Genomic DNA, 24,000 nt, shown 5'->3' on the forward strand with positions numbered 1-24,000 from the left:
CATTAAGATGCACAAAGTCTTACAAATTCGTAATGAGACACGTTGCCTTGCGTCTTTAATTCATTTTCTTAGAAAATATTTTTGCAACCCTTTCGGCCTTTTTACTTTCGGAATAATCGTAAAACCCTTCTCCCGATTTTACGCCAAGCTTACCTGCGGTAACCATGTTTACAAGCAGGGGACAGGGGGCGTATTTCGGATTCTTAAACCCGTCATACATTACGTTGAGTATGGAAAGGCATACGTCCAGACCGATAAAATCGGCGAGTTGCAAAGGGCCCATGGGGTGTGCCATTCCGAGTTTCATTACGGTGTCTATTTCTTTTACTCCGGCTACCCCGTTATATAAGGTTTCGATGGATTCGTTGATCATCGGCATAAGTATACGATTGGCCACAAACCCGGGATAATCGTTTACTTCAACAGGGTTTTTCTGAAGTTTTTCCGAAAGACCTATCACCACTTGCGTAGTTTCGTCCGATGTGCTGTAACCACGGATGATCTCCACGAGTTTCATAATAGGTACCGGATTCATGAAATGCATACCAATAACCTTTTCCGGCCTGCTGGTCACCGAAGCTATGCGGGTTATGGATATGGACGATGTGTTGGTGGCCAGAATGGTGTCTTCCGGGCATACTTCATCCAGTTTTCGAAAAATTTCCAGTTTCAGCTCCAGGTTTTCCGTAGCGGCTTCCACAACGAGTCCCGCGTGTTCTATTCCCTTTTTTATATCGGTTTGGAGATGGATATTGTTCAGTGTCTGCTGCTTTTCCTCGGCCGTAAGAGTCCCTTTGTCGACCATGCGCCCGAGATTTTTTTCGATAGTAGCGAGTCCTTTATCCAGTGCTTTTTCGGAAATATCGATGAGCTGTACTTTAAAACCGAACTGTGCAAATGTATGAGCGATGCCGTTTCCCATGGTTCCGGCACCGATAACTGCTATATTTTTCATATTCCGTTTGTATGTGTTTTGTGTGTATAGTGATCGTTTTTCAGGCAGAATACCGTTTCCTGTTTTTCGGGAAGGCTTGGGGTCAGAAATTGGCAATGATCTCCATAGCTACCTTCAAAGCCTCTTTTCCCTGGGTAAGTGTTACGATTGGAGTGGTATTGTTTTCAATGGCATCTGCAAAAGTCTCCAGTTCGTCCAGGATGGCATTGTTCGGAGATATTTTAGGGTTTTCGAAATATATCTGTTTTTTCAGTCCTTCCGCATTTTGCAGGATAAGTGCGAATTCGTCAAATTTTTTCGGGGCGTCTTTCATTTTCACCACTTCTACCTGCTTTTCCAGGAAATCGACAGAGATATAGGCGTCTTTCTGGAAAAAACGGGATTTCCGCATGTTTTTCAGGGAGATTCTGCTGGCGGTAAGGTTGGCCACACACCCGTTTTCGAACTCGATACGGGCATTGGCAATATCGGGGGAGTTACTGATTACCGACACGCCGCTGGCGTTGATACTTTTAACCGGGGAATTGACCAGGCTGAGGATAATATCAATATCGTGTATCATAAGGTCCAGTACCACAGGTACATCCGTTCCCCTGGGATTGAACTCCGCCAGGCGATGTGTTTCTATGAACATGGGATTGCTTATTTTATCTTTTACAGCGGTAAAAGCAGGGTTAAACCGCTCCACATGACCCACCTGTCCCTTTACGCCGTATTTTTCGGCAAGGATTATGATCTCTTCCGCTTCCTCTATGGTATTGGCTATGGGCTTTTCCACAAATATGTGTTTACCCTTTTCCAGGGCCTTTTTGGCACATTCGAAATGAGAAAGGGTAGGGGTAACTATATCCACGACATCTACGGCATCGATCAGTTCGTCAATGGAAGAAAAAGAAGTGTATCCGAATTCTTTGGATACTTTCTGCGCGTTCTTCTGATTGGGGTCATAGAAACCGGCCAATTCGTATTTGTCAGACTGGTTGAGTAATCGAAGGTGAATTTTTCCCAGGTGTCCGGCACCCAGAACTCCGGCTTTAAGCATAAAATTAATGTTTTGAACAAAAATAAGGTTATTCACGGAATAAGACCAACAATATCTCCGGATTATGGATAAAATTGTATGCTCCCCGGTGTAATACAGTTTGCTATGTAGGGGTAATAATAGGATATGATCCCAGACAAAGCCGGGAAAACCACTGCTGCATTGTGGGGTAAAGCCGTTTTTTTTTACTGTAGAAATTCCTTTCACTTGTCCAATTTATTTTTCGTTGTAACTTTACTGCGCTAACATGATACAACCTTGAAAGATACCTTAAAACATAGAGGAAAGAGAAACAGGCTCGCCGAGACTGTGGCAGAGAAGGGAATAACCGATCCGAAAGTGCTGGATGCCATACGAAGAGTGCCCAGGCATCTTTTTATGGACAGCAGTTTTGAGGATCATGCCTACCAGGACAAGGCTTTCCCTATAGCTGCGGGACAAACTATTTCACAACCTTTTACCGTTGCTTTTCAGACGGAGTTATTGCGAGTATCCCCCGGAGATAAAATACTGGAAATAGGAACCGGGAGCGGATATCAGACCGCGGTCTTACTGGAAATGAAGGCGAAGGTGTATTCCATAGAAAGACAATTGGAGTTGTTTAAACGCACCAACCTTTTCCTTCCCAAACTCGGATACCGCCCCAAAAAACTGATCTTTGGCGACGGGTACAAAGGGCTTAAAGAAGAAGCTCCTTTTGAAGGAATTATAGTAACTGCCGGCGCCCCGGAAGTGCCCAAGGCGCTGCTTGCACAATTAAAAGTGGGGGGCAGGCTGGTAATCCCGGTCGGAGATATCACCCAGACCATGACGATGTTTACCCGTAAATCAGCCAAGGAATTCGAGAAAAAGGAATTCGGGGAATTCCGGTTTGTTCCTCTGCTGGAGGATAAAAATTAAAACAGTTTCCAAAATAAGAGCCTTCTTGTCTTGCCATATCATTTTCCGGACTGTATAATGGAATCCAGTTCTTTCTTCATTTTTTGGAGAAGTCCGGGGTTTTGTAATGCAATATTTTTCTTTTCGGAAGGATCATTCCGCAAATCGTAGAGCTGCTCTTCCCCGGAGAACCCGGTTTCGATATCCGGTCCCCAGGTGATCCTGGCATTTCCCGGATTCGGAGGAATGAATTTGTAATCTCCTTTGACATAAGAGAGAACGCTACCGATAGCCTCTTGTACCAGACCATCCCGGCCCTGGTGGTCTTTCCCGGTAAGGGCTTCCCATTGATCCTGAGTGTCGGGGGCCTGTCCGGCAGTAATGGATTGCCCGGTACCGGCTGCAAACGAACCGAGGATATCTACCTGGCTGAACAGGGCGGCCGATTCGGCTCCCGGAGGTATATGCCCTGTCCATTTTACGAGCATTGGTACCCGTGTACCCGCTTCCAGGGCACTGTATTTTCCTCCTCTTAGAATTCCCGAAGGACGATGATTTCCCAGCAACTCCCTGGCCCGGTCCCGGTAGCCGTCATCCAGAACAGGGCCATTGTCACTACTGAATATAATTATGGTATTATCTTCCAGGTCCAGCTCTTCCAATAGTCTGGTAATTTCTCCTACTGTCCAGTCTAGCTGTGCAATAACATCTCCCCTGGGACCCCGGTCTGTTTTTCCCTGAAATCTTTCGTGGGCTATCCTGGGTACATGAATATCGTGCGTGGCCAGGTACAGAAAAAACGGTTTTTCTTTGTTTTTCCGAATGAATGCTGTAGATTTTTCCACCAGCTTGTCCGCAATATCCTCATCCCGCCACAATGCCGCTTTTCCTCCGGTCATATACCCGATACGGCTTATACCGTTAACGATGGTCATATCATGGCCATGAGACCATTTGGTGGTAAGGAGCTCCGGGTTTTCTTTCCCCGTAGGCCAATCGCCTGTTTTTTCCTTGTAACTTACGCGGATGGGGTCGTCCGCTTCCAGGTTTACCACATGGTGATTTTCAACAAAAACACATGGAACCCTGTCGCCGGTGGCAGGAATGATGAAGGAGTAATCAAATCCAATCTCCAGGGGCCCCGGGCTGATCTTTCCATTCCAGTCCGGGCCGTTTTCATCGCCAAGGCCCAGGTGCCATTTGCCGACAACGGCTGTTTTATAACCGCTTTTCCGCAAGATACCCGGAAGGGTTTCCGTGCCGGGTTTTATAAGGCTTGAGGCGTCTCCGGGGGCAACTCCTCTCCCTCTGGCACGCCATGCATATTCTCCCGTAAGCAGGGAATAGCGGGATGGGGTACAGGTTGCCGCTGTGGAATAAGCATTGGTGAATTTCAAGCCTTCGTCGGCGAGTTTATCTATATGCGGCGTGGCTATACTGCCACCATAGCAACTTATATCTCCGTAGCCGAGATCATCCGAATAAATAAGAACAATATTGGGATGGCGGGATTGGTCCGTATTTGTCCCTGTTTTTTCTTCCTGGCCGGACTTCTTACAGGATAACAGTAAAAGGATAAAGACAGTGCAAATCTGAATTCTGGTTGGATGCTTCATAAATGGTATTCGGATTAATCCGAATAAATGTATATGTTTTCGAGCACATTTCATAGCATAGTGAGAGCTTTTTGTAATGCATACCGGGTTCGAAGGTGTGGGACAGATAAAAATAGGATTAAATAAATGAGAATATTATATATTTTAGTCGGTTTTAAAATAAAAGTAACAAAAATTTCATACGGTTGTTTCATATTATAAAAAAAGGTGCTAATATTGTATTATAAATGAAAACAAACCTGATTCATATCATTACGGTCATCGTCATTGTGATTATTTCACCTTGACCGGGAATGGTATGTTAGAAAATATAATTTTTAAACACAGCCTTCCCGAAAACGGAAGGCTTTTTTTATGGACACTTACTTTATTCAAGTAATGAAAACAGTACAACAAATAGTCATTATCATTATAGTCATTATTAACTCTCTTTCGGGTTGATGCAATAAGGTATACTATAAAACGAGGCCTGTATCAACCGAAAGTACGATACAGGCCTTTTGTTTTTCAGCATTTATTTGTTTTTGGATATGATAGTATTAAGTGTTATAAAATACTGTAAATCAGAATGGTAAATACATGCAAGTGGGATTGAGTTTAAAAAACAGAATTAATGTTAAAATACTGGGGATTTTATATAAAATAATTTAGCTGATCATAAAGTATAACAGAGAAAACAAATTTTTATTAAATAATGTTAAACACGTATAGTAAACAAGTTACCCAAGATCCGACACTACCTGCCGCACAGGCAATGTTACACGCCATAGGACTCAGCGATGATGATTTGAAGAAACCGCTGGTGGGTATAGCGAGTACCGGTTATGAAGGAAATCCTTGTAACATGCACCTTAACGGTTTATCCGAGTATGTGAAACAAGGTACGGAAGAAGCCGGCCTTGTCGGACTTATTTTCAACACTATCGGAGTCAGTGATGGAATCTCGAACGGAACACAGGGAATGCGTTATTCCCTTCCTTCCAGGGACCTCATAGCAGATTCTATCGAAACGGTCGTCCAGGGGATGAGTTATGACGGGGTCGTCACGGTAGTGGGATGCGATAAGAACATGCCCGGGGCACTGATGGCGCAATTACGTCTGAACCGTCCTTCCGTACTTGTTTATGGAGGAACTATTGCCGCCGGATGTCACAACGGTAAAAAGCTCGACATTATTTCTGCTTTCGAAGCCTGGGGAAGTAAGGTTGCCGGAAGCATCACCGAAGAAGATTATAAAGAGGTTATTCACAAAGCATGTCCCGGTGCGGGCGCATGCGGTGGTATGTATACTGCCAATACCATGGCATCGGCAATAGAGGCTATGGGAATGTCACTTCCGCATAATTCTTCTATACCCGCGGTTAACAACGGTAAAAAGGATGATTGTATTGCCGCGGGGAAAGCCTTGCGGAACCTTCTGGAAAAGGATATAAAACCAAGAGATATAGTAACCAAAAAATCCCTGGAGAACGCGTTTAGGACAGTAACCGTTCTGGGAGGGTCTACCAATGCCGTGCTGCATTTTATGGCCATAGCCAAAGCCGCGGAAGTAGATTTTACACTGGATGACTTTAAACGTATAAGTGATACTACACCTTTACTGGCGAATCTGAAGCCCAGTGGAAAGTATGTCATGGAAGATCTTCACAAAATAGGAGGTGTCCCCGCGGTTTTAAAATATATGCTGAAAGAGGGAATGTTACATGGCGACTGTATTACGGTTACCGGGAAAACGCTGGCGGAAAACCTCGCGGAAGTCCCGGACCTGGAAGAAGGGCAGGACATTATTCATCCTTTCGATCAGCCGATAAAGAAAACAGGGCACATACGTATACTTTACGGAAACCTGGCCGAAAAAGGCGCTGTAGCCAAGATAACCGGGAAAGAAGGGTTGAGTTTTACGGGTAAAGCCAAGGTGTTTAACGGAGAGTCCGAAGCCAATACTGGCATTAAGGATGGTAAGGTAGAAAAAGGAGATGTAGTGATTATCCGTTATGAAGGCCCCAAAGGAGGCCCCGGAATGCCCGAAATGCTGAAACCTACCTCCGCTATTATGGGTGCAGGTCTTGGAAAAGATGTAGCCCTGATTACCGACGGACGGTTTTCCGGTGGGTCTCATGGTTTTGTTGTGGGGCATGTTTCGCCCGAAGCCCAGGACGGAGGTACTATAGCCCTGGTAGAGGACGGGGACATCATTACTATAGATGCGGAAAAGAATACCATAGATGTGGCAATTTCGGATGAAGAGATCCGGGAACGAAGATCGAAATGGGAACAACCGCCGTTAAAAGAGAAAAAAGGAATATTGTATAAATACGCCAAAACCGTTTCGTCCGCATCCGAAGGATGTGTTACCGACGAATTTTAATCCCGTAAAAACGCACGGTAGTGCGTTTCACAGATAATATGCTTTGTATTATTTGTGACCGGTACATTACCTATTTGGTGTAGCAATAAATAACAGTATGGAAACATTAAAAGAAAAATTAGTAGAAACGGAAACCAAAACAACTATAAAGATCAGTGGAGCGGAAGCGGTAATCCATTGTCTTCTGGAAGAAGGAGTAGATCTTATTTACGGTTATCCGGGAGGAGCTATCATGCCTGTTTATGATGAATTGTATAAATTCCGGGACAAATTGCACCACGTACTTACCCGCCACGAACAGGGTGCTGCTCATGCAGCCCAGGGATATGCCAGGGCTACGGGGAAAGTGGGTGTAGCCATAGCTACCTCCGGACCAGGAGCGACTAACCTGGTGACGGGTATCGCCGATGCCCAGATAGATTCTACCCCTATGGTGTGCATAACAGGGCAGGTAGCCCGCCACCTGCTGGGTACGGATGCTTTTCAGGAAACGGATATTATAGGGATATCCACCCCGGTAACCAAGTGGAGTTACCAGGTAACCAAAGCAGCCGATATACCCATAGCCCTTGCCAAGGCATTTTATATCGCACGCTCCGGTCGTCCCGGGCCCGTTTTGATAGATATTACCAAAAATGCACAGTTTGAAGAATTTGATTTTTCCTATAAAAAATGTACAGCGATACGAAGCTATAAACCGAAGCCCGAAATAAATCCCGTAAAAATAGAAGAAGCGGCTGCACTCATCAACAGTGCCAAAAAACCGTTTATTGTATTCGGACAGGGAATTATACTCGGAAAAGCAGAAGAAGAACTGAAAGCTTTTATCGAAAAAGCGGGAATACCTTCGGCATCCACTGTTCTCGGGCTTTCCGCATTACCCACGGAGCATCCCCTGCACGTAGGCATGGTGGGAATGCACGGTAACTATGCGCCAAACCTGCTTACCAACGAATGTGATGTGCTCATCGCCCTGGGAATGCGTTTTGACGACAGGGTGACCGGAGATCTGAATACCTACGCCAAACAGGCAAAGGTGGTACATTTCGATATTGATCCGGCAGAAATAGATAAGAATGTAAAGACCGATGTGGCCGTTCTGGGAGATATAAAAGACACCCTGACCGGTTTATTACCTCTTATCGGGGAGAATAAGCACGAAACCTGGCATCAGAAATTTAAGGATATGCGTGCCGTAGAATTCGAGAAGGTTATCAAAAATGATCTTACTCCCCAAAAGGAGAAGCTCACCATGGGAGAGGTCATAGAAAAGATCAACAAACGTACCGGCGGTGATGCTATTGTGGTTTCCGATGTAGGACAACACCAGATGATAGCATGCAGATATGCCAGATTCAATCAGACGAAGAGTAATATCACCTCCGGTGGACTGGGTACTATGGGATTTGCACTTCCTGCGGCCATCGGGGCCAAAATGGGGGCTCCGGAAAGGGAAGTTGTAGCGATTATCGGTGATGGTGGTTACCAGATGACCATACAGGAACTCGGTACCATATTCCAGACCCGTGTTCCGGTGAAGATCGTAGTGCTCAACAACGAGTTCCTGGGGATGGTACGACAGTGGCAACAACTCTTTTTTGACAAACGCTATGCCTCTACCGAACTCATCAACCCGGATTTTGTGACCATAGCCAAAGGATATCACATTCCCGCGCGGAGAGTTTCAAAAAGGGAAGAACTGGATGAAGCCATTAATGAACTGATAGCTTCCGAAGAGGCTTGTTTCCTGGAAGTTTGTGTCGAAAAAGAGGATAACGTATTCCCGATGATCCCGACAGGAGCTTCTGTTGCTGAATGCAGACTGGAGTAACGAATCCGAAGTGTACCAGCATATCCATGAGGTGATTAGGTTAAAAAGATAAATAATTTCTCCCCCTTGAGGGGGAGATGCCAAAGGCAGAGGGGGTGCAAATTTTTCACCCCCGGAACCAAAACTCACAAACTAAAAATGAACAGAACATATACCGTTTCCATATATTCGGAAAACAACATAGGACTGTTGAACCGGATATCGGCAATATTTTTAAAGCGACACATCAATATAGAAAGCCTTACCGTTTCGGAGTCGGAAATTGAAAATGTAAGCCGGTTTGTTATCGTAGCCGCTATGGATGAAGACCAGGTGCGCAAGATTGTAGGGCAACTGGAAAAACAAATCGAGGTCATAAAAGCGTATTACCATACCGATGAAGAGACCATCTACCAGGAAACCGCTTTATTCAAAATAAAGTCCAGCCTGCTGTTCGATGAAAGACAGATACAGAATATCATCAAACAGAGCAATGCCAATATCGTCACTGTAGCCAGGGATTTCTTTGTCATAGAAAAAACCGGAAGACGATATGAAACCGATGCGTTATATGAAGAGCTGGCGCCCTTCGGCATCATGCAGTTTGTGCGTTCCGGAAGGATTGCGGTCTCCAAAAGCGAAATGAATATATCTGCATTGCTCAGGGAATTCCAGAATACATAAATACAATATTTTTCAGTTGAAACGCACCGCAGTGCGTTTCTTTATTAGAATCGAATAAATCTTAAAATTAAAAATAAGCAATAAAAATGGCAAATTATTTTAACACGCTTCCGTTGAGGCTTCAATTACAACAATTAGGAGTATGTGAATTCATGGATAAATCTGAATTCAATGAAGGTGTAAAAAAACTTTTAGGAAAAAAAATAGTAATTGTAGGATGTGGTGCCCAGGGACTCAACCAGGGACTGAACATGAGAGATTCCGGATTGGATATTTCTTATGCGCTGCGTGAAGCTGCCATTAAGGAACAAAGACAATCCTATAAAAACGCAACGGAAAACGGGTTTAACGTAGGTACGTATGAAGAACTGATCCCAACCGCTGATATGGTTTGTAACCTTACGCCCGACAAACAGCACACTTCCGTTATAAAAACCATTATGCCCCTGATGAAACAAGGTTCTACCTTGTCTTACTCTCACGGGTTTAACATTGTGGAAGAAGGGATGCAGATACGGGAAGATATCACGGTGGTCATGGTGGCGCCGAAATGTCCCGGATCTGAAGTAAGGGAAGAATATAAAAGAGGGTTCGGAGTGCCTACCCTTATCGCGGTTCACCCGGAGAACGACCCCAACGGAGAAGGACTGGAGCAGGCTAAAGCTTATGCCGCTGCTACCGGAGGACACAGGGCAGGGGTATTGCGCTCTTCTTTCGTAGCTGAAGTAAAATCGGACCTTATGGGAGAACAGACCATTCTGTGCGGATTGTTGCAGACAGGATCTATATTGAGCTTCGATAAAATGGTGGAAAAAGGTGTAGAGCCCGGATACGCAGCTAAACTGGTACAGTACGGATGGGAAACCATAACAGAAGCACTGAAGCACGGAGGAATCACCAATATGATGGACAGGTTGTCCAATCCGGCTAAAATAGAGGCGTTCCGTTTGTCCGAAGAACTGAAAGAGATCATGCGGCCACTGTTCCAGAAACATATGGACGATATTATGAGCGGTCATTTTTCCAAAACCATGATGGAAGACTGGGCAAACGACGATGCAAACCTGCTTACCTGGAGAAAAGCTACCGGGGAAACCGCCTTTGAAAAAACGGAGATCTCCTCCGAGCCTATTTCCGAGCAGGAATATTTTGACAACGGAGTACTGATGATCGCTTTTGTGAAATCGGGAGTGGAGCTGGCATTCGAAACCATGACAGAAGCAGGTATTATCGCAGAATCCGCTTATTATGAGTCCCTGCACGAAACACCGCTTATTGCCAATACTATCGCACGGAAGAAATTGTTTGAAATGAACCGTGTTATATCCGATACGGCAGAATACGGTTGTTACCTGTTTGATCATGCCTGTAAGCCCCTGTTGACCGATTTTATGAAAAAGATAGATACCAATGTTATCGGGAAGTCTTTTGGCAGCGGTAATGCGGCGGAAAACCAGGAGCTTATCAAAGTAAATGTACAGATCCGTAATCATCCGGTGGAAAAAGTAGGAGCATACCTGCGTTCTTCCATGACAGAGATGAAGAAGATCGTTTAACGTATAAGAAGAGCCGATAAGGCCATACCGGTATTATCAGGCCGGGGATCATTTTGGTGGTCCCCGGCTATGTTCCGGAGTGTAGGTTTTACATAATAGTTCTTTACATTTTGCACTGGGGAATAAACCGTATAAATTTTTATAATTGAAAACCGATTATACATATAAATCTACCAACGAAGAGATAAGGCAAAGATTCGACGATGATGTGGAACGCTTTTCGAATCTTAATACCGGTCAGCAATCGACCATAGATGCACCGATTACCCTCGAATGGATTACCGAAGCTGCACGCAGTGTAAATCCGGGTGCACGTAACCTTCTCGATATCGGGTGCGGAGCGGGAAACTACACGCTAAAAATGCTTTCGAAACTGCCGGATCTCAACTGTACCCTGGTGGACCTGTCCGGTGCTATGCTGAAAAGGGCAGAAGAAAGGGTAAAGGAGAAAACCAATGGAAAAATAGATGTTTTTCACGGAGATATACGGGAAGTGAAGTTGCCGGATAATCATTTTGATATTGTTCTTGCGGGAGCGGTATTACATCATTTACGCGAAGATAAGGACTGGGAGGATATATTCGGGAAAATATACAAGATATTGAAACCCGGTGGAAGTTTCTGGATATCCGATATGGTTTCTCACGATTCCGGAGCCGTACAAACCATGTTCCGGAGAGAATACGGTAAATACCTGGAAAATGCCGGGGGAAAGGATTACCGGGAAAAAGTGTTTGCCTATATCGAAAAAGAAGATACTCCGCGCTCGGTAACCTATCAAACAGAACTGATGAAGAAGGCCGGGTTTAAAACAGTGGAAATATTGCATAAAAACAGTTGCTTCGCGGCTTTCGGGGCAATTAAATAAGCGATTGGAGGATTTGAGTATTATAAATCCTGCTATCCGAAAAACACATTATACAGAGGATTTTATGGACGTGACAACAAAGTACATACCAAAAATAGAACAGGTAAAAGAAGCGGCAAAAACCCTGAAAGGTGTAGCAATCCATACACCCCTGGCGCCGAGTTTAACATATTCCAGGGTATTTGACGCGAATATTCTTTTGAAAAGAGAAGATCTGCAAATAGTCCGGTCCTACAAGATCCGGGGAGCTTACAACAAGATCCGTTCGCTGGGAGAAGAAGAAAAAGCCAAAGGTATCGTATGCGCCAGTGCCGGAAACCATGCACAGGGTGTTGCGATGTCCTGCAATAAACTGGAGATCAAAGGAACTATTTACATGCCGGCGCCTACCCCCAGGCAAAAGATCAGCCAGGTGAAAATGTTCGGAGGAGACCAGATAGATATCGTACTCGTAGGGGATACTTTTGACGATTCTAACAAAGCGGCCATAACCGAATGCCAAAGACTTGGAAAAACCTTTGTGCACCCGTTTGATGACGAAAAAGTTATCGAAGGACAGGCCACTGTAGGACTGGAAATCCTGGAACAGGCAGACGTTCCCATAGACTACCTTTTTCTCCCCGTAGGCGGGGGCGGACTTGCATCCGGCGTATCTTCCGTATTCCATGTGTTATCACCGGAAACAAAGATTATAGGAGTAGAGCCGGAAGGGGCGCCATCCATGACCATGTCCATACGAAACAATGCAAATACCGAACTCGGTGAGATCGAAAAATTCGTGGACGGTGCGGCAGTACAGCGGGTGGGAGACAAAACCTTTGAAATATGTAAACAATTCCTTCACGATATGATAACCGTTCCCGAAGGAAAAGTCTGCCAGACGATCTTAGATTTGTACAACAAAGATGCTATTGTTGTAGAACCTGCCGGGGCACTTACGATATCAGCCCTGGACTGGTATAAAGACGAGATAAAGGGGAAAAACGTGGTATGCGTGGTAAGTGGTAGTAATAACGACATTACCCGCACTGCCGAGATTAAGGAAAGAGCACTTTTATATGCTAATCTCAAGCATTATTTTATCATTCGTTTCCCGCAGCGTGCAGGAGCTCTGAAGGAGTTTGTTGCTGAAATCCTGGGGCCTAACGACGATATAACGCATTTTCAGTATACCAAGAAACACAGCCGGGAAAATGCTCCTGCCGTAGTAGGTATCGAACTTAAAAGTGAAAAGGATTTGTTACCTTTGATAGAGCGTATGAAAGCCCGTCATTTTTACGGAGACTACCTGAATAACAAACCGGATTTGTTCCAGTTTCTGGTCTGAAACAGAGACAAGACAAACAAGTTTAACCACAAAACGAAAACACACTGATGCAAAGCGTTCAAGAAGAATTCAAATTGAAAAGCACAATACACCAGGACACCTATCTGGCCAATGGCGAACTAAAAAAATGGGAAGGCGGTTTTGCCGAGGTATATTCTTCCATACATACCCATAATGACCAGGGCGAATACGGACCGACACTACTGGGAACCGTTCCGGATATGGACGGGTCATCGGCGCTGGAAACCCTGGATGCTGCTTGTGACGCCTATGACAAAGGCCAGGGGTTATGGCCCACCATGAAGGTAGTGGACAGGATAGCATGCATGGAAAAATTCGTCCGGCAAATGAAAACCAAGCGTGAGGAAGTTGTAAAACTCCTGATGTGGGAAATAGGAAAGAACCTCCCGGACTCCGAGAAAGAATTTGACAGAACGGTAGAATATATTTACGATACTATCGAAGACTATAAACAACTGGACCGTGACAGCGCACGTTTTGAAAAACACGGCGGGGTTTATGCCCACATTCGTCGCGGACCTCTTGGCGTGGTACTCTGTATGGGACCGTATAACTATCCCCTTAACGAAACCTTTGCTTTACTGATCCCCGCACTTATGATGGGGAATACCGTAGTGTTTAAGCCTGCGAAACACGGTGTATTGCTTATTTCTCCGTTACTGGAAGCTTTCCGTAGCAGTTTTCCCAAAGGAGTGGTAAACATCCTTTACGGAAGGGGAAGGGTAGTGGCCGCCCCGATAATGCAAACGGGGAAGATAGATGTCCTTGCCCTGATAGGTAATAGTACATCTGCCATTGCTTTACAGGATCAGCACCCTAATAAAAACAGGTTGAGACTGGTTTTGGGCCTGGAGGCCAAAAACCCTGCTATCGTATTGCCGGACGCAGACCTGGACCTCGCCATAGAAGAATGTATTTCGGGTACCCTGTCCTTTAACGGGCAGCGTTGTACAGCCCTTAAAGTACTATATGTACATGAAGATGTAGTTGAAGAATTCAATACACGGTTTGCCCGACGTGTGGATGAACTGAAATTCGGGAATCCCTGGGAGCCCGGAGTTATGCTCACTCCGCTGCCGGAACCCGGTAAACCGGATTATATACAGGAGCTTATCGATGATGCCGTAGCCAAAGGGGCGAAGGTTATCAACGAAAGGGGAGGGCAACGCACGGAAAATTATATTTTTCCGCCGGTGTTGTACCCGGTAAGCAAAGATTCCAGGGCGTACCGGGAAGAACAGTTCGGGCCGCTCATTCCCATCCTGCCTTTCAAAAGTATTGAAGAGCCGCTGAATGATATGGCAGAGTCCAACTACGGGCAACAGGTTAGTTTGTTCGGACAGGATATCAAGACCCTGGCACCGCTTATCGATACTTTGGTGAACCTGGTTTGCCGGGTAAACCTGAACAGTTCCTGTCAGCGCGGACCGGATGTGTATCCTTTCACAGGAAGAAAGGACTCCGCCGTAAGTACCCTTAGCGTACACGATGCTTTGCGTTCGTTCTCCGTACGTACATTCGTAGCATCGAAGGACAATGAATACAACCGGGCTATTCTAACGGAACTTCTGAACAGTAAAGCTTCCAATTTTGTGAGCACGGATTACATCCTGTAGAAGGGGAATATATTATCTTCAACATATGCATAAAAACAAAACCCGGATTTTGCACAATCCGGGTTTCTCTTTGGGAAAGTTTCAGTTAGCTAAATCAAATCTTATATAATGGTAGACTGCCCAAATTCAATGTTTTCCTTATTAACCTGAATGGTATCTTCCGCGTGAAGAATAAAGTCGGCTATAAAATCACCTACTTTATCGGTGCCAAATTTGCTGTCTTTGTCCAGATCGGGAGTTACCACACCTTTTTCCAACGACTTTTCTACGGCATTTTTAACGGCTTCCGCTTCTTCTTTCAGGTTAAAATGCTCCAGGAGCATGGCAGCGGAAAGGATAGACGCTACCGGGTTGGCAATATCTTTGCCTTTGGCCTGCGGATAAGACCCGTGTATAGGTTCGAACATGGCATTGTCACTTCCAACGGAAGCAGATGCGAGCAAACCTATGGAACCTCCGATGACACTTCCCTCGTCGGAAATAATGTCACCGAACATGTTTTCTGTAAGGATAACGTCAAACTGGGCCGGATTGAGAATAATCTGCATGGCAGCATTATCAACAAAAAGGAAATCCAGTTCCACGTCCGGGTAGCTTTTACCGATAGCCGTAACTACCCTGCGCCATAGCCTGGAAGTTTCCAGAACATTGGCTTTATCTACCAGGGTCAGTTTATTTCTTCTGCTCCTGGCCGCTTTAAATGCAAGGTGGGCTATACGTTCTATTTCCGCTTCGGAATATTCGCAGAGGTCGGATGCTACCGTACCGTCTTCACTAAGTTTTTTTTCTCCGAAATAAATCCCCCCGGTGAGTTCCCGGTAAATCGTAAAATCCGTTCCGGATATAATTTCTTTTTTCAAAGGAGATTTTTCAATAAGGGTAGGATAGGCTTTAATGGGCCGGATATTGGTAAAAAGCCCGAGGGATTTCCGGAGTTTTAATAAACCTTGTTCCGGGCGTACCTTGGCAGTAGGATCGTTGTCGTATTTAGGATCTCCAATCGCACCGAAAAGCACGGCATCGGACTTTCTGCACACCTCTAAGGTTTCTTCCGGCAAAGGGTCTCCTGTTTTGTCTATAGCTATAGCCCCGACCAGGGCTTCTTCGAAATGGAAGGTATGGCCGAAGGCATCGGCAACAGCCTGCAAAGATTTTACGGCCTGTACCACTACATCCGGGCCTATACCGTCTCCCGGTAAAAGTGCGATGTTCAATTTCATATCTGCGGTTTTAATTCTTTTTCAAACTCTTCGATTTTGTCCTTTTTGCTGATGAGGAAGTCTATATCGTCATACCCGTTCAGCAAACACAGTTTTTTATAGGTGTCTATCTCAAAAGATTCTTTTTTATCCGAACCTTTTATGGCTATATATTGTTCTTCGAGATTTACCAGTATTTCCGTAGCGGGGTCGCTTTGTACCGCTGCCAGGAGCTCTTTGAGATATTCGGGAGATACCTGTACGGGTAATAAACCGTTATTGAGGGCATTTCCTTTGAATATATCGGCAAAGTAACTGGAAACAATAACTTTCAGCCCGTAATCTGCCAGGGCCCAGGCAGCGTGCTCACGACTGGAACCGCAACCGAAATTGTCCCCGGCAATGAGGATGGTTCCGCTGTACCTGGTATCGTTAAGGGTGAAGGATTCGTTCTCCGAACCGTCTTTGTTATATCTCCAGTCCCGGAAAAGATTTTCCCCGAACCCGTCTTTATTAGTGGCTTTGAGAAAGCGCGCCGGAATGATCTGGTCGGTGTCTATATTCTCTATGGACAGTGGAATGGCCCTTGATGTATGTGTGATGAATTTTTCCATTTTTTCTTTTCTTCTACTAACGATGGAGACGCGCGGTCTCTTTTCTGATTGAGATGCACGGCCGTGCGTCTTTTCTATTTAATATTATGCCAAGGCGGTTATCTCTTCCTCATAGGGAGCGGCTATGGCTCCTTTTATAGCGGTAGCGGCAGCGATAAGGGGGCTGGCCAGTATGGTACGTGCTCCCTGTCCCTGGCGTCCTTCGAAATTCCTGTTAGAGGTGGACACACAATACTCTCCTGCCGGGATCTTATCATCATTCATGGCTAGACAGGCAGAACAACCGGGCTGGCGTAATACGAAACCGGCTTCTTCAAATACTTCTTTCAGGCCTTCTTCCTCGATCTGTTTGGCTACCTGTTGGGATCCGGGTACGATAAGGGCATTTACATTGGCTGCCTTTTGTTTTCCTTTGATATAATCGGCCGCTATTCGGAAATCCTCGATACGGGAATTGGTACAACTCCCGATGAATACGTAATTGACCGGTTTGCCCAGCAGGGTTTCTCCTTTTTCAAATCCCATATATTTCAGCGATTTCTCAAAAGAAATATCATTCAGTTCCGGAATGTACCCGTCTATTTTGATACCCATTCCCGGGTTGGTTCCGTAAGTTACCATTGGAGCGATATCTTCCGCATCAAAAGAATATTCTTTATCAAACACGGCGCCTTCATCGGTCTTAAGTGTTTTCCAGTACGCAACTTTTTTGTCAAATTCTTCTCCTTTCGGGGCAAATTCTTTTCCTTTTACATAAGCAAAAGTGGTTTCGTCCGGCGCTATCATACCGCCACGGGCTCCCATTTCTATACTCATGTTACACACGGTCATTCGCCCTTCCATGCTCATATTCTCAAAAACATCACCGGCATATTCCGCAAAATACCCGGTACCGGAATTAGTTCCGAGTTTGGCAATGATATACAGGATAACGTCTTTAGGAAGTACGCCTTTACGAAGCTTTCCGTTAACGTTGATCCTCATTTTTTTAGGTTTGCTCAACAACAGGCACTGGCTGGCAAAAACCTGGGCTACCTGGCTGGTACCGATACCGAATGCTATGGTACCGAAAGCACCGTGAGTAGAGGTGTGGCTATCTCCGCACACCATGGTCATTCCGGGTTGGGTAATCCCAAGTTCCGGGGCCATAACGTGAACAATACCCTGGTATTTGTGGCCCAGTCCATACAGCGTTACCCCGTGTTTTTTACAGTTTTCCGTTAACTGTTCTACCTGGTTCCTGGAAAGAGCATCCTGAATAGGCAGGTGCTGATTAAGCGTGGGCACGTTATGATCTGCAGTGGCTACGATCTGATCGGGACGGAAAACGGGAATATTCCTTTGCTCCAGTTCTGCAAATGCCTGAGGGCTGGTTACCTCGTGGATCAGGTGTTTATCTATATATAATATTTGTGGTCCATTCTCTACAGAATCGACCACATGGCTATCCCAAACTTTATCAAATAATGTCTTCTTCATTCGTTTTTTACTTTAGTTGCATGCAATGGGCAGGTTGTGCGTTCAGGGATTTTGAGATTGTTGTGCTTTACAAAAGGATGTTATAGTTAGTTTTTTTATTATAATCTGACAATCCCTTAAACTGCCCTTGCTTCCGTTATTTTACAAACATGCATGATGTCATGTATATCCTGATCTATTACTTCTTTTTTCTTGTCGGCGAATTTCAGGAATTCCTGGTATACATCATCCAGTTGAAGTTTGGTGAGTTCGTATCCTACCTTTTTAGCCCTGTATGCCAGCGCGGCACGTCCGCTTCTTGCCGTAAGTACTATAGCCGATTCGGTTACGCCTACATCGGCCGGGTCTATAATTTCGTATGTTTCCCTGTTTTTGATCACCCCGTCCTGGTGAATACCGGAGCTGTGCGCAAAAGCGTTAGCGCCTACAATTGCCTTATTGGGCTGTACGGGCATACCCATACTTTCGGAAACCATCCGGCTGGTGCTGTACAGTAATCTGGAATTGATATTGGTATCGAGATCGAGGGTAGGATGCTGGCGAAGGATCATCACTACTTCTTCCAGGGAAGTATTTCCGGCACGTTCACCGATGCCGTTTATGGTACATTCTATTTGTCTTGCACCGTTGATTACTCCGGATATGGAGTTTGCCGTGGCCAGACCGAGGTCGTTATGGCAGTGGCAGGAAAGTATTGCTTTTTCAATACCCTTTACATTTTCTTTCAGGTATTTTATTTTGGCGCCATATTCTTCGGGCAGACAATACCCGGTAGTGTCCGGTATATTGAGCACAGTGGCTCCGGCCGCTACAACCGCTTCACAGACTCGTGCAAGAAATTCGTTATCCGTACGCCCGGCATCTTCGGCATAAAATTCCACATCGTCCACAAAAGTCCTGGCATAAGCAACCGCACTGACCGCTCTTTCGATGATCTCCTCACGGGTTGCCTTGAACTTGTGGGTTATATGGGAGTCCGAAGTACCTATTCCCGTGTGGATACGAGGTCTTTTAGCAAATTTCAGGGCTTCGGCAGCAACTTCAATATCTTTTTTAACCGCCCTGGTGAGTCCGCATACTGTCGCATTTTTCACTATTTTTGCTATTTCGACGACCGATGTAAAATCTCCGGGGCTGGAGATGGGGAATCCGGCCTCTATGACATTCACCCCAAGTTCGTCCAGACGCTCCGCAATTACCAGTTTCTGTTTGGTATTCAGTTTGCATCCGGGCACTTGTTCGCCATCCCGAAGAGTGGTGTCAAAGATTTGTACTTTTTCTTTACTCATGTCAAATTATTAGGCTTAATTTTATTATTCTAATACGAATTTATATTTTGCAAATTCAAACAAAGGATTTCAGTTGTAGTGCTTTACAATGCTTAACAAAAAAATATAAAACTTAACAATTTGATAACTAGGTTTTTAATATCAGTTTTATTACAATGACAAATGCACAAAAAGATTCGTTGTTTGTTTTGATAAAATCGCTTTCGAAGTCTGAAAAGAGACAATTCAAACTATATGTTAATCGATTAGGAGTAAACGCGGATGCCAAATTTCTCGCACTTTTTAATCTTCTGGATAAAATGCACGATTATAGTGAAAAGGAAATTTTAAAGAGCGGAATCGTCAAAAAGCAACAATTATCCAATCTGAAAGCGCATTTGTATAAGCAGGTCCTGGTAAGTCTCCGGTTGAACCCGGTGAACCAGAACATAAGAATACAGATTCGCGAGCAAATGGATTTTGCCACCATACTCTATCATAAAGGCTTGTACCGGCAAAGCCTGAAAATATTGGAAAAGGCCAAGCAACTTGCTATCGAGAACGAAGAGAAGAACATCGCTTACGAGATCGTGGAATTCGAGAAGATCATCGAAACCCAGTATATTACGCGCAGTATGAGTGGCCGGGCCGATGAACTTGCCGTACAGGCCAAGGAACTGAGTATGCAAAACGTTGTTACGAGCAGGTTGTCCAATTTGTCTCTGCAACTCTATGGTATACTGCTCAAATCGGGTTACGTAAAAAGTGATGAGGAAAATCAGCGTATTACGGAATACTTTTATTCCCGGTTGCCCAAATGTAAACTGGAGGATCTCGGTTTCCGGGAAAAACTGTGGTTGTACAAGGCGCATTTATGGTACAGTTTTCTCACCCAGGATTTTCTTTCCTGTTTTAAATATGCCAGTAAACTTACGGACCTGTTCTACGAAAACGAGCAGATGATCTACCTGAACCCGGTGTATTACCTCAAAGGAAATAACTACCTGCTGGAATCGCTTTTTATGCTGAAGTACAAAACGCAGTTTAAAGTAGTTCTGAACCGCCTGGAGCAGACCATTGCCTCCAACCCGTTCCCGAAGAACGAAAATGTTTCCTCACTTTGTTTCTTATACATTTATATCAATAAACTGAACCTGCATTTTATGGAAGGCTCTTTTAAGGACGGGCTTTTGCTTGTGGATGATATTCTGAAAGAGTTGAAGGAGCACGGGGATACTACAGACGAACATCATGTTATGGTCTTTTATTACAAGATCGCCTGTATGTATTTCGGTAACGGAGATAATAAAATGTGCATCACATACCTGAAGAAGATCATAGATAATAAAAACCTGACCATGCGCGAGGACCTCATGTGTTTTTCCAGGGTACTCAGCCTGGTGGCGCATTATGAAGCGGGAATGGATTACCACCTGGATGTGCAGCTAAAGAGTACGTATAAGTTTTTATTGAAAATGAACGACCTGCACGAGGTCCAGAAAGAAATGATAAAATTCCTCCGGAACCTGGGTAATATTTATCCGCACGAACTCAAAAAGGAATTCAAAAAACTCCATGCCCGTTTTAAAGAACTGGACAATGATCCGTATGAAAGAAGAGCATTTCTGTACCTGGATATTATTTCCTGGCTGGAAAGCAAGATAGAGGACAAGCCGGTGGGGCTTATTATACAGGAAAAGGCAAAAAAACTGGTACGATAATAGGGTAATGAGATAATGTGTCAATTTGATAATGAAGTTAAAAGGGAGATGCCGTAGGCAGAGGGGGTGTAATACAAGAATAAAACCTATGATAGAAATCAGAGAGGCCGCTATGGGAGACATCCCGATAATTCAGCAGATAGCCAACCGCACCTGGCCGGATACATTTAAGGACATCCTGACGGAAAAACAGATAGCTTATATGCTGGACATGATGTACAGCACGGAAGCATTAGCGGAACAGATGGAACAAAAAGGACACCGTTTTTTCCTGGCTGCGGAAGGGGAGGGCTACCTGGGTTTCCTGTCTTGTGAAACCGGTTATAGGAATATTCCGAAAACAAAAATACACAAGATATACATTTTACCGGAGACACAGGGAAAAGGTGTGGGAAAGAAACTTATTGAGAAATGCAGGCAAGTGGCTGCGCAGAAAAAAGACACCATATTGTCCCTCAATGTTAACAAATACAATCCTGCTATCGGTTTTTACGAAAAAATAGGGTTTAAAAAAACTTCCGAAGAAGTTATTCCCATAGGTAACGGCTATATCATGGACGATTTTGTGATGGACTGGGATTTTGAAATTAAGAATTAAGAAGCTGTCTGTATTCTTAATTTTCAGGATACTATTCTAAAAGCGAATAAGTTTAAAATAGCAGAGTTGGACAGGATTTTTTCACTATTTTCTTGCAATCGATTACATTTCTTTTGTTTAGTATCTTTTTTATTCCTAATTTCATAAAAAAATAAGGGTTTTAAAGAATATTTCTAAAAACGAATCCCTTCCATGGTTTGCGGAATACTTCGAATGCAGGCTTGGATTTTGAGGAATATTCAGCCTTATTAAAGTAGGAAAATAATTACTAACACTATGAGTTAAAGTTTTTAGTATACATGGCCAATTACTTATATTTAATTTGAATTATAAAACGATAACATTGTTGTTTTTTAAAAGGTAACAATGATTTATAGCTTTTAAAATAAATAATCAAGGTGATTATGAGATAACTAAACAAAACATTTTTATTATGAAAACCCAAATCAAATTAATCCTGCTGAGTGGGATTTTAACCTTCTTAGCCTGTGAAAAAGAAGAAGCATTTATTACTGAGCCAGATGCTTCTTTAAGTGAAGAAGTTGTTACCACGGAGCCGGATATTTCTCCAAAAGGAAAGGAAGCAACTTCTGCCAGATCAATTTCAGTTACTACGGAAGCGGATTTAAGATCGGCTGTTTCTTCTGCTAATCCGGGAGATATTATTACCATTAGCGGAACCATATATTTAACACAAACTCTGGAATTGGCGAGAAGTGGAACTTCAAGTTCCAAAATCAATATTACCGGGGGCGTTTTAAATTGCTCTAATCAACCTTCCGGTAGTTGGGGGGTCAAAGTAAATGGTAGTTATTGGAATATTACCAATATGACTATAAGAAACGCTCCTGATAGTGGAATAGTATTTCAACACGGAGGTCATAATTATGCATACAATGTAACAACTTCTTATAATGGAGATACCGGTTTGCAAATCTATAACGGGGGGCATGACAATTATATCAGGCAGTGCTATTCACACGATAACTACGATTCCCAGACCGGAGGGGAAAACGCAGACGGATATGCTTGTAAATTATCGGCGGGAAGAAATAATGTATTTGAAAATTGTACTGCTCATCACAATTCCGACGATGGTTGGGATTTATATGGTCAACCTTACACGGTAACGATCAGGGGGTGTACGGCCAGTAACAATGGATATGGTCCCAATGGAGATGGAAACGGTTTTAAATTAGGTAGTGCAGGTCAATCTGTTCCGCATACGGTGACGAATAATACAGCAAAAGACAATTTGGCCTGGGGATATGACGGAAATGGAAATACAGGCCATATTACCATAACCGGAAGTGGCGGTTCCGGTAATGGGAAAGGACTTTTTTCAAGAATACATTAAAGGTAACAGATTAGTATTAAACTCATTAAAAAGCCATCTTGTTTAAAACAGATGGCTTTTATTGTTGAATTAGAAATTATTTTTTAATTCTTGATTATTCTTCCATAGTGTGATAGACGTTCTGCACATCGTCGTCTTCCTCTATCTTTTCCAATAGTTTTTCAATGTCGGCCACCTGTTCAGGATCCAGTTTTTTGGTTACCTGCGGAATCCTTTCGAATCCGGAAGACAGGATCTCTATATCCCGGCTTTCCAGTTCTTTCTGTATGGCACCGAAACTTTCGAAAGGGGCATAGATAAGTATGCCGTCTTCATCCATAAAAACCTCTTCGGCACCGAAGTCTATCATCTCCAGTTCCAGTTCTTCTATATCCATACCTTCGGCACTGATGCGGAAGTTACAGGTATGGTCAAACATAAATTCTACCGAGCCGCTGGTTCCCAGGCTGCCGTTGCATTTGTTGAAATAGCTTCGTATGTTGGCTACTGTCCGGTTATTGTTATCCGTGGCAGCTTCTACCAGAACCGCTATTCCGTGCGGGCCGTAGCCTTCGAAAAGCACTTCTTTGAAGTTTTCGGTATTTTTGTCGGAAGCTTTTTTTATGGCGCGCTCTACGTTATCCTTTGGCATATTGGCTGCCTTGGCATTCTGGATTACGGCCCTCAGGCGTGCATTGGCTTCCGGGTTGGGTCCGCCTTCTTTTACCGCAATTACGATATCCTTACCAATACGGGTAAAGGTTTTGGCCATGGCCCCCCACCTTTTTAATTTCCGTGCTTTCCTGAACTCAAAAGCTCTTCCCATAAATATAATGCATTATTAAGTTATGTACTTTTTGTTGTCAATCGTACAAAAATATAAAGTTCGTTTTTATTGTCCAATTTATTTAGTAGACTGTTGTTTTTAAAGCATTTCAGAGATCTATTTTGTTTCTCTATCTCTTATCAGTCTTTATAAAACAATGCCTGTCATTATCTTAGGAACTATTGACATGCACTGTGACATAAATTCAAGACTCCCG

General features: G+C 44.1%; 19 protein-coding genes. 11 read left to right on the top strand and 8 right to left on the bottom strand.

The features are described from left to right. Positions 1-55 precede the first annotated feature (55 nt). Together ACVBDU_RS03350 and ACVBDU_RS03355 are read right to left on the bottom strand one after the other, a co-directional pair. Entirely contained in the window at positions 56-955 is a 900-nt protein-coding gene (locus ACVBDU_RS03350) for a 3-hydroxyacyl-CoA dehydrogenase family protein (RefSeq protein WP_447178366.1), read from the bottom strand. A gap of 82 nt (positions 956-1,037) precedes the next feature. After that, on the bottom strand, positions 1,038-1,997 hold the full coding sequence (locus ACVBDU_RS03355) for a Gfo/Idh/MocA family protein (protein ID WP_447178367.1): 960 nt from the start codon (positions 1,995-1,997) through the stop codon (positions 1,038-1,040). 258 nt (positions 1,998-2,255) lie between these two features. On the opposite strand from ACVBDU_RS03355, the gene ACVBDU_RS03360 reads away from it, so the two are divergent. Beyond that, positions 2,256-2,897, top strand: a complete 642-nt coding sequence (locus ACVBDU_RS03360; protein WP_447178368.1) for a protein-L-isoaspartate(D-aspartate) O-methyltransferase — start codon at positions 2,256-2,258, stop codon at positions 2,895-2,897. A 38-nt stretch (positions 2,898-2,935) separates the two neighbouring features. Here ACVBDU_RS03360 and ACVBDU_RS03365 read toward each other — a convergent pair whose 3' ends face one another. Beyond that, on the bottom strand, positions 2,936-4,492 hold the full coding sequence (locus ACVBDU_RS03365; protein WP_447178369.1) for a sulfatase family protein: 1,557 nt from the start codon (positions 4,490-4,492) through the stop codon (positions 2,936-2,938). Between the two features lie 691 nt (positions 4,493-5,183). Between ACVBDU_RS03365 and ilvD the strand changes: the two genes are divergently transcribed. The 7 genes from ilvD (at position 5,184) to ACVBDU_RS03400 (ending at position 14,742) form a co-directional block, all read left to right on the top strand. Continuing rightward, positions 5,184-6,860: a dihydroxy-acid dehydratase gene (ilvD, locus tag ACVBDU_RS03370; RefSeq protein ID WP_447178413.1), complete on the top strand. Its 1,677-nt coding sequence runs from the start codon at positions 5,184-5,186 to the stop codon at positions 6,858-6,860. Between the two features lie 97 nt (positions 6,861-6,957). Further along, a complete protein-coding gene (gene ilvB / locus ACVBDU_RS03375) occupies positions 6,958-8,691 on the top strand; it encodes a biosynthetic-type acetolactate synthase large subunit (RefSeq protein ID WP_447178370.1) in 1,734 nt (577 codons plus the stop codon). A 138-nt stretch (positions 8,692-8,829) separates the two neighbouring features. Next, on the top strand, positions 8,830-9,354 hold the full coding sequence (gene ilvN / locus ACVBDU_RS03380; RefSeq protein WP_447178371.1) for an acetolactate synthase small subunit: 525 nt from the start codon (positions 8,830-8,832) through the stop codon (positions 9,352-9,354). Between the two features lie 86 nt (positions 9,355-9,440). Further along, the gene (gene ilvC, locus ACVBDU_RS03385; protein WP_447178372.1) at positions 9,441-10,910 is read left to right on the top strand and encodes a ketol-acid reductoisomerase; all 1,470 of its coding nucleotides are present in this window, start codon (positions 9,441-9,443) and stop codon (positions 10,908-10,910) included. A gap of 145 nt (positions 10,911-11,055) precedes the next feature. Beyond that, complete coding sequence (locus tag ACVBDU_RS03390) at positions 11,056-11,778, top strand: class I SAM-dependent methyltransferase (protein WP_447178373.1); 723 nt, start codon at positions 11,056-11,058, stop codon at positions 11,776-11,778. A 64-nt stretch (positions 11,779-11,842) separates the two neighbouring features. Further along, positions 11,843-13,105, top strand: a complete 1,263-nt coding sequence (gene ilvA, locus ACVBDU_RS03395) for a threonine ammonia-lyase IlvA (protein WP_447178374.1) — start codon at positions 11,843-11,845, stop codon at positions 13,103-13,105. Positions 13,106-13,152: 47 nt separating this feature from the next. Then, positions 13,153-14,742 (top strand): NADP-dependent glyceraldehyde-3-phosphate dehydrogenase, encoded by a 1,590-nt coding sequence (locus ACVBDU_RS03400; RefSeq protein ID WP_447178375.1) that lies wholly within the window; start codon positions 13,153-13,155, stop codon positions 14,740-14,742. Positions 14,743-14,843: 101 nt separating this feature from the next. Here the strand turns inward: ACVBDU_RS03400 and leuB are convergent, their stop codons facing one another. The 4 genes from leuB to ACVBDU_RS03420 form a co-directional block, all read right to left on the bottom strand. After that, the gene (gene leuB / locus ACVBDU_RS03405) at positions 14,844-15,962 is read right to left on the bottom strand and encodes a 3-isopropylmalate dehydrogenase (RefSeq protein WP_447178376.1); all 1,119 of its coding nucleotides are present in this window, start codon (positions 15,960-15,962) and stop codon (positions 14,844-14,846) included. Continuing rightward, positions 15,959-16,555 carry a 3-isopropylmalate dehydratase small subunit gene (leuD, locus tag ACVBDU_RS03410; RefSeq protein ID WP_447178377.1) on the bottom strand — a complete coding sequence of 199 codons (597 nt, stop codon included), beginning with the start codon at positions 16,553-16,555 and terminating at the stop codon, positions 15,959-15,961. The genes leuB and leuD overlap by 4 nt, the downstream gene beginning before the upstream one ends. An 84-nt stretch (positions 16,556-16,639) precedes the next feature. Beyond that, positions 16,640-18,034 carry a 3-isopropylmalate dehydratase large subunit gene (gene leuC / locus ACVBDU_RS03415; RefSeq protein ID WP_447178378.1) on the bottom strand — a complete coding sequence of 465 codons (1,395 nt, stop codon included), beginning with the start codon at positions 18,032-18,034 and terminating at the stop codon, positions 16,640-16,642. A 116-nt stretch (positions 18,035-18,150) separates the two neighbouring features. Beyond that, positions 18,151-19,323 (bottom strand): 2-isopropylmalate synthase, encoded by a 1,173-nt coding sequence (locus tag ACVBDU_RS03420; RefSeq protein ID WP_447178379.1) that lies wholly within the window; start codon positions 19,321-19,323, stop codon positions 18,151-18,153. Positions 19,324-19,478: 155 nt separating this feature from the next. Here ACVBDU_RS03420 and ACVBDU_RS03425 point away from each other — a divergent pair, with 155 nt between their 5' ends. The 3 genes from ACVBDU_RS03425 to ACVBDU_RS03435 all read left to right on the top strand — a co-directional run bounded on the left by ACVBDU_RS03425 (position 19,479) and on the right by ACVBDU_RS03435 (position 22,978). Beyond that, positions 19,479-21,023, top strand: coding sequence for a hypothetical protein (locus ACVBDU_RS03425; RefSeq protein ID WP_447178380.1), 1,545 nt, complete (start codon positions 19,479-19,481; stop codon positions 21,021-21,023). 88 nt (positions 21,024-21,111) lie between these two features. After that, positions 21,112-21,621, top strand: coding sequence for a GNAT family N-acetyltransferase (locus tag ACVBDU_RS03430; RefSeq protein WP_447178381.1), 510 nt, complete (start codon positions 21,112-21,114; stop codon positions 21,619-21,621). 433 nt (positions 21,622-22,054) lie between these two features. Continuing rightward, positions 22,055-22,978: a right-handed parallel beta-helix repeat-containing protein gene (locus ACVBDU_RS03435; RefSeq protein WP_447178382.1), complete on the top strand. Its 924-nt coding sequence runs from the start codon at positions 22,055-22,057 to the stop codon at positions 22,976-22,978. Positions 22,979-23,072: 94 nt separating this feature from the next. Here ACVBDU_RS03435 and ACVBDU_RS03440 read toward each other — a convergent pair whose 3' ends face one another. Beyond that, on the bottom strand, positions 23,073-23,783 hold the full coding sequence (locus ACVBDU_RS03440) for a YebC/PmpR family DNA-binding transcriptional regulator (RefSeq protein WP_447178383.1): 711 nt from the start codon (positions 23,781-23,783) through the stop codon (positions 23,073-23,075). Between the last annotated feature and the right edge of the window lie 217 nt (positions 23,784-24,000).

It is taken from the genome of Sinomicrobium endophyticum, from assembly GCF_052983315.1.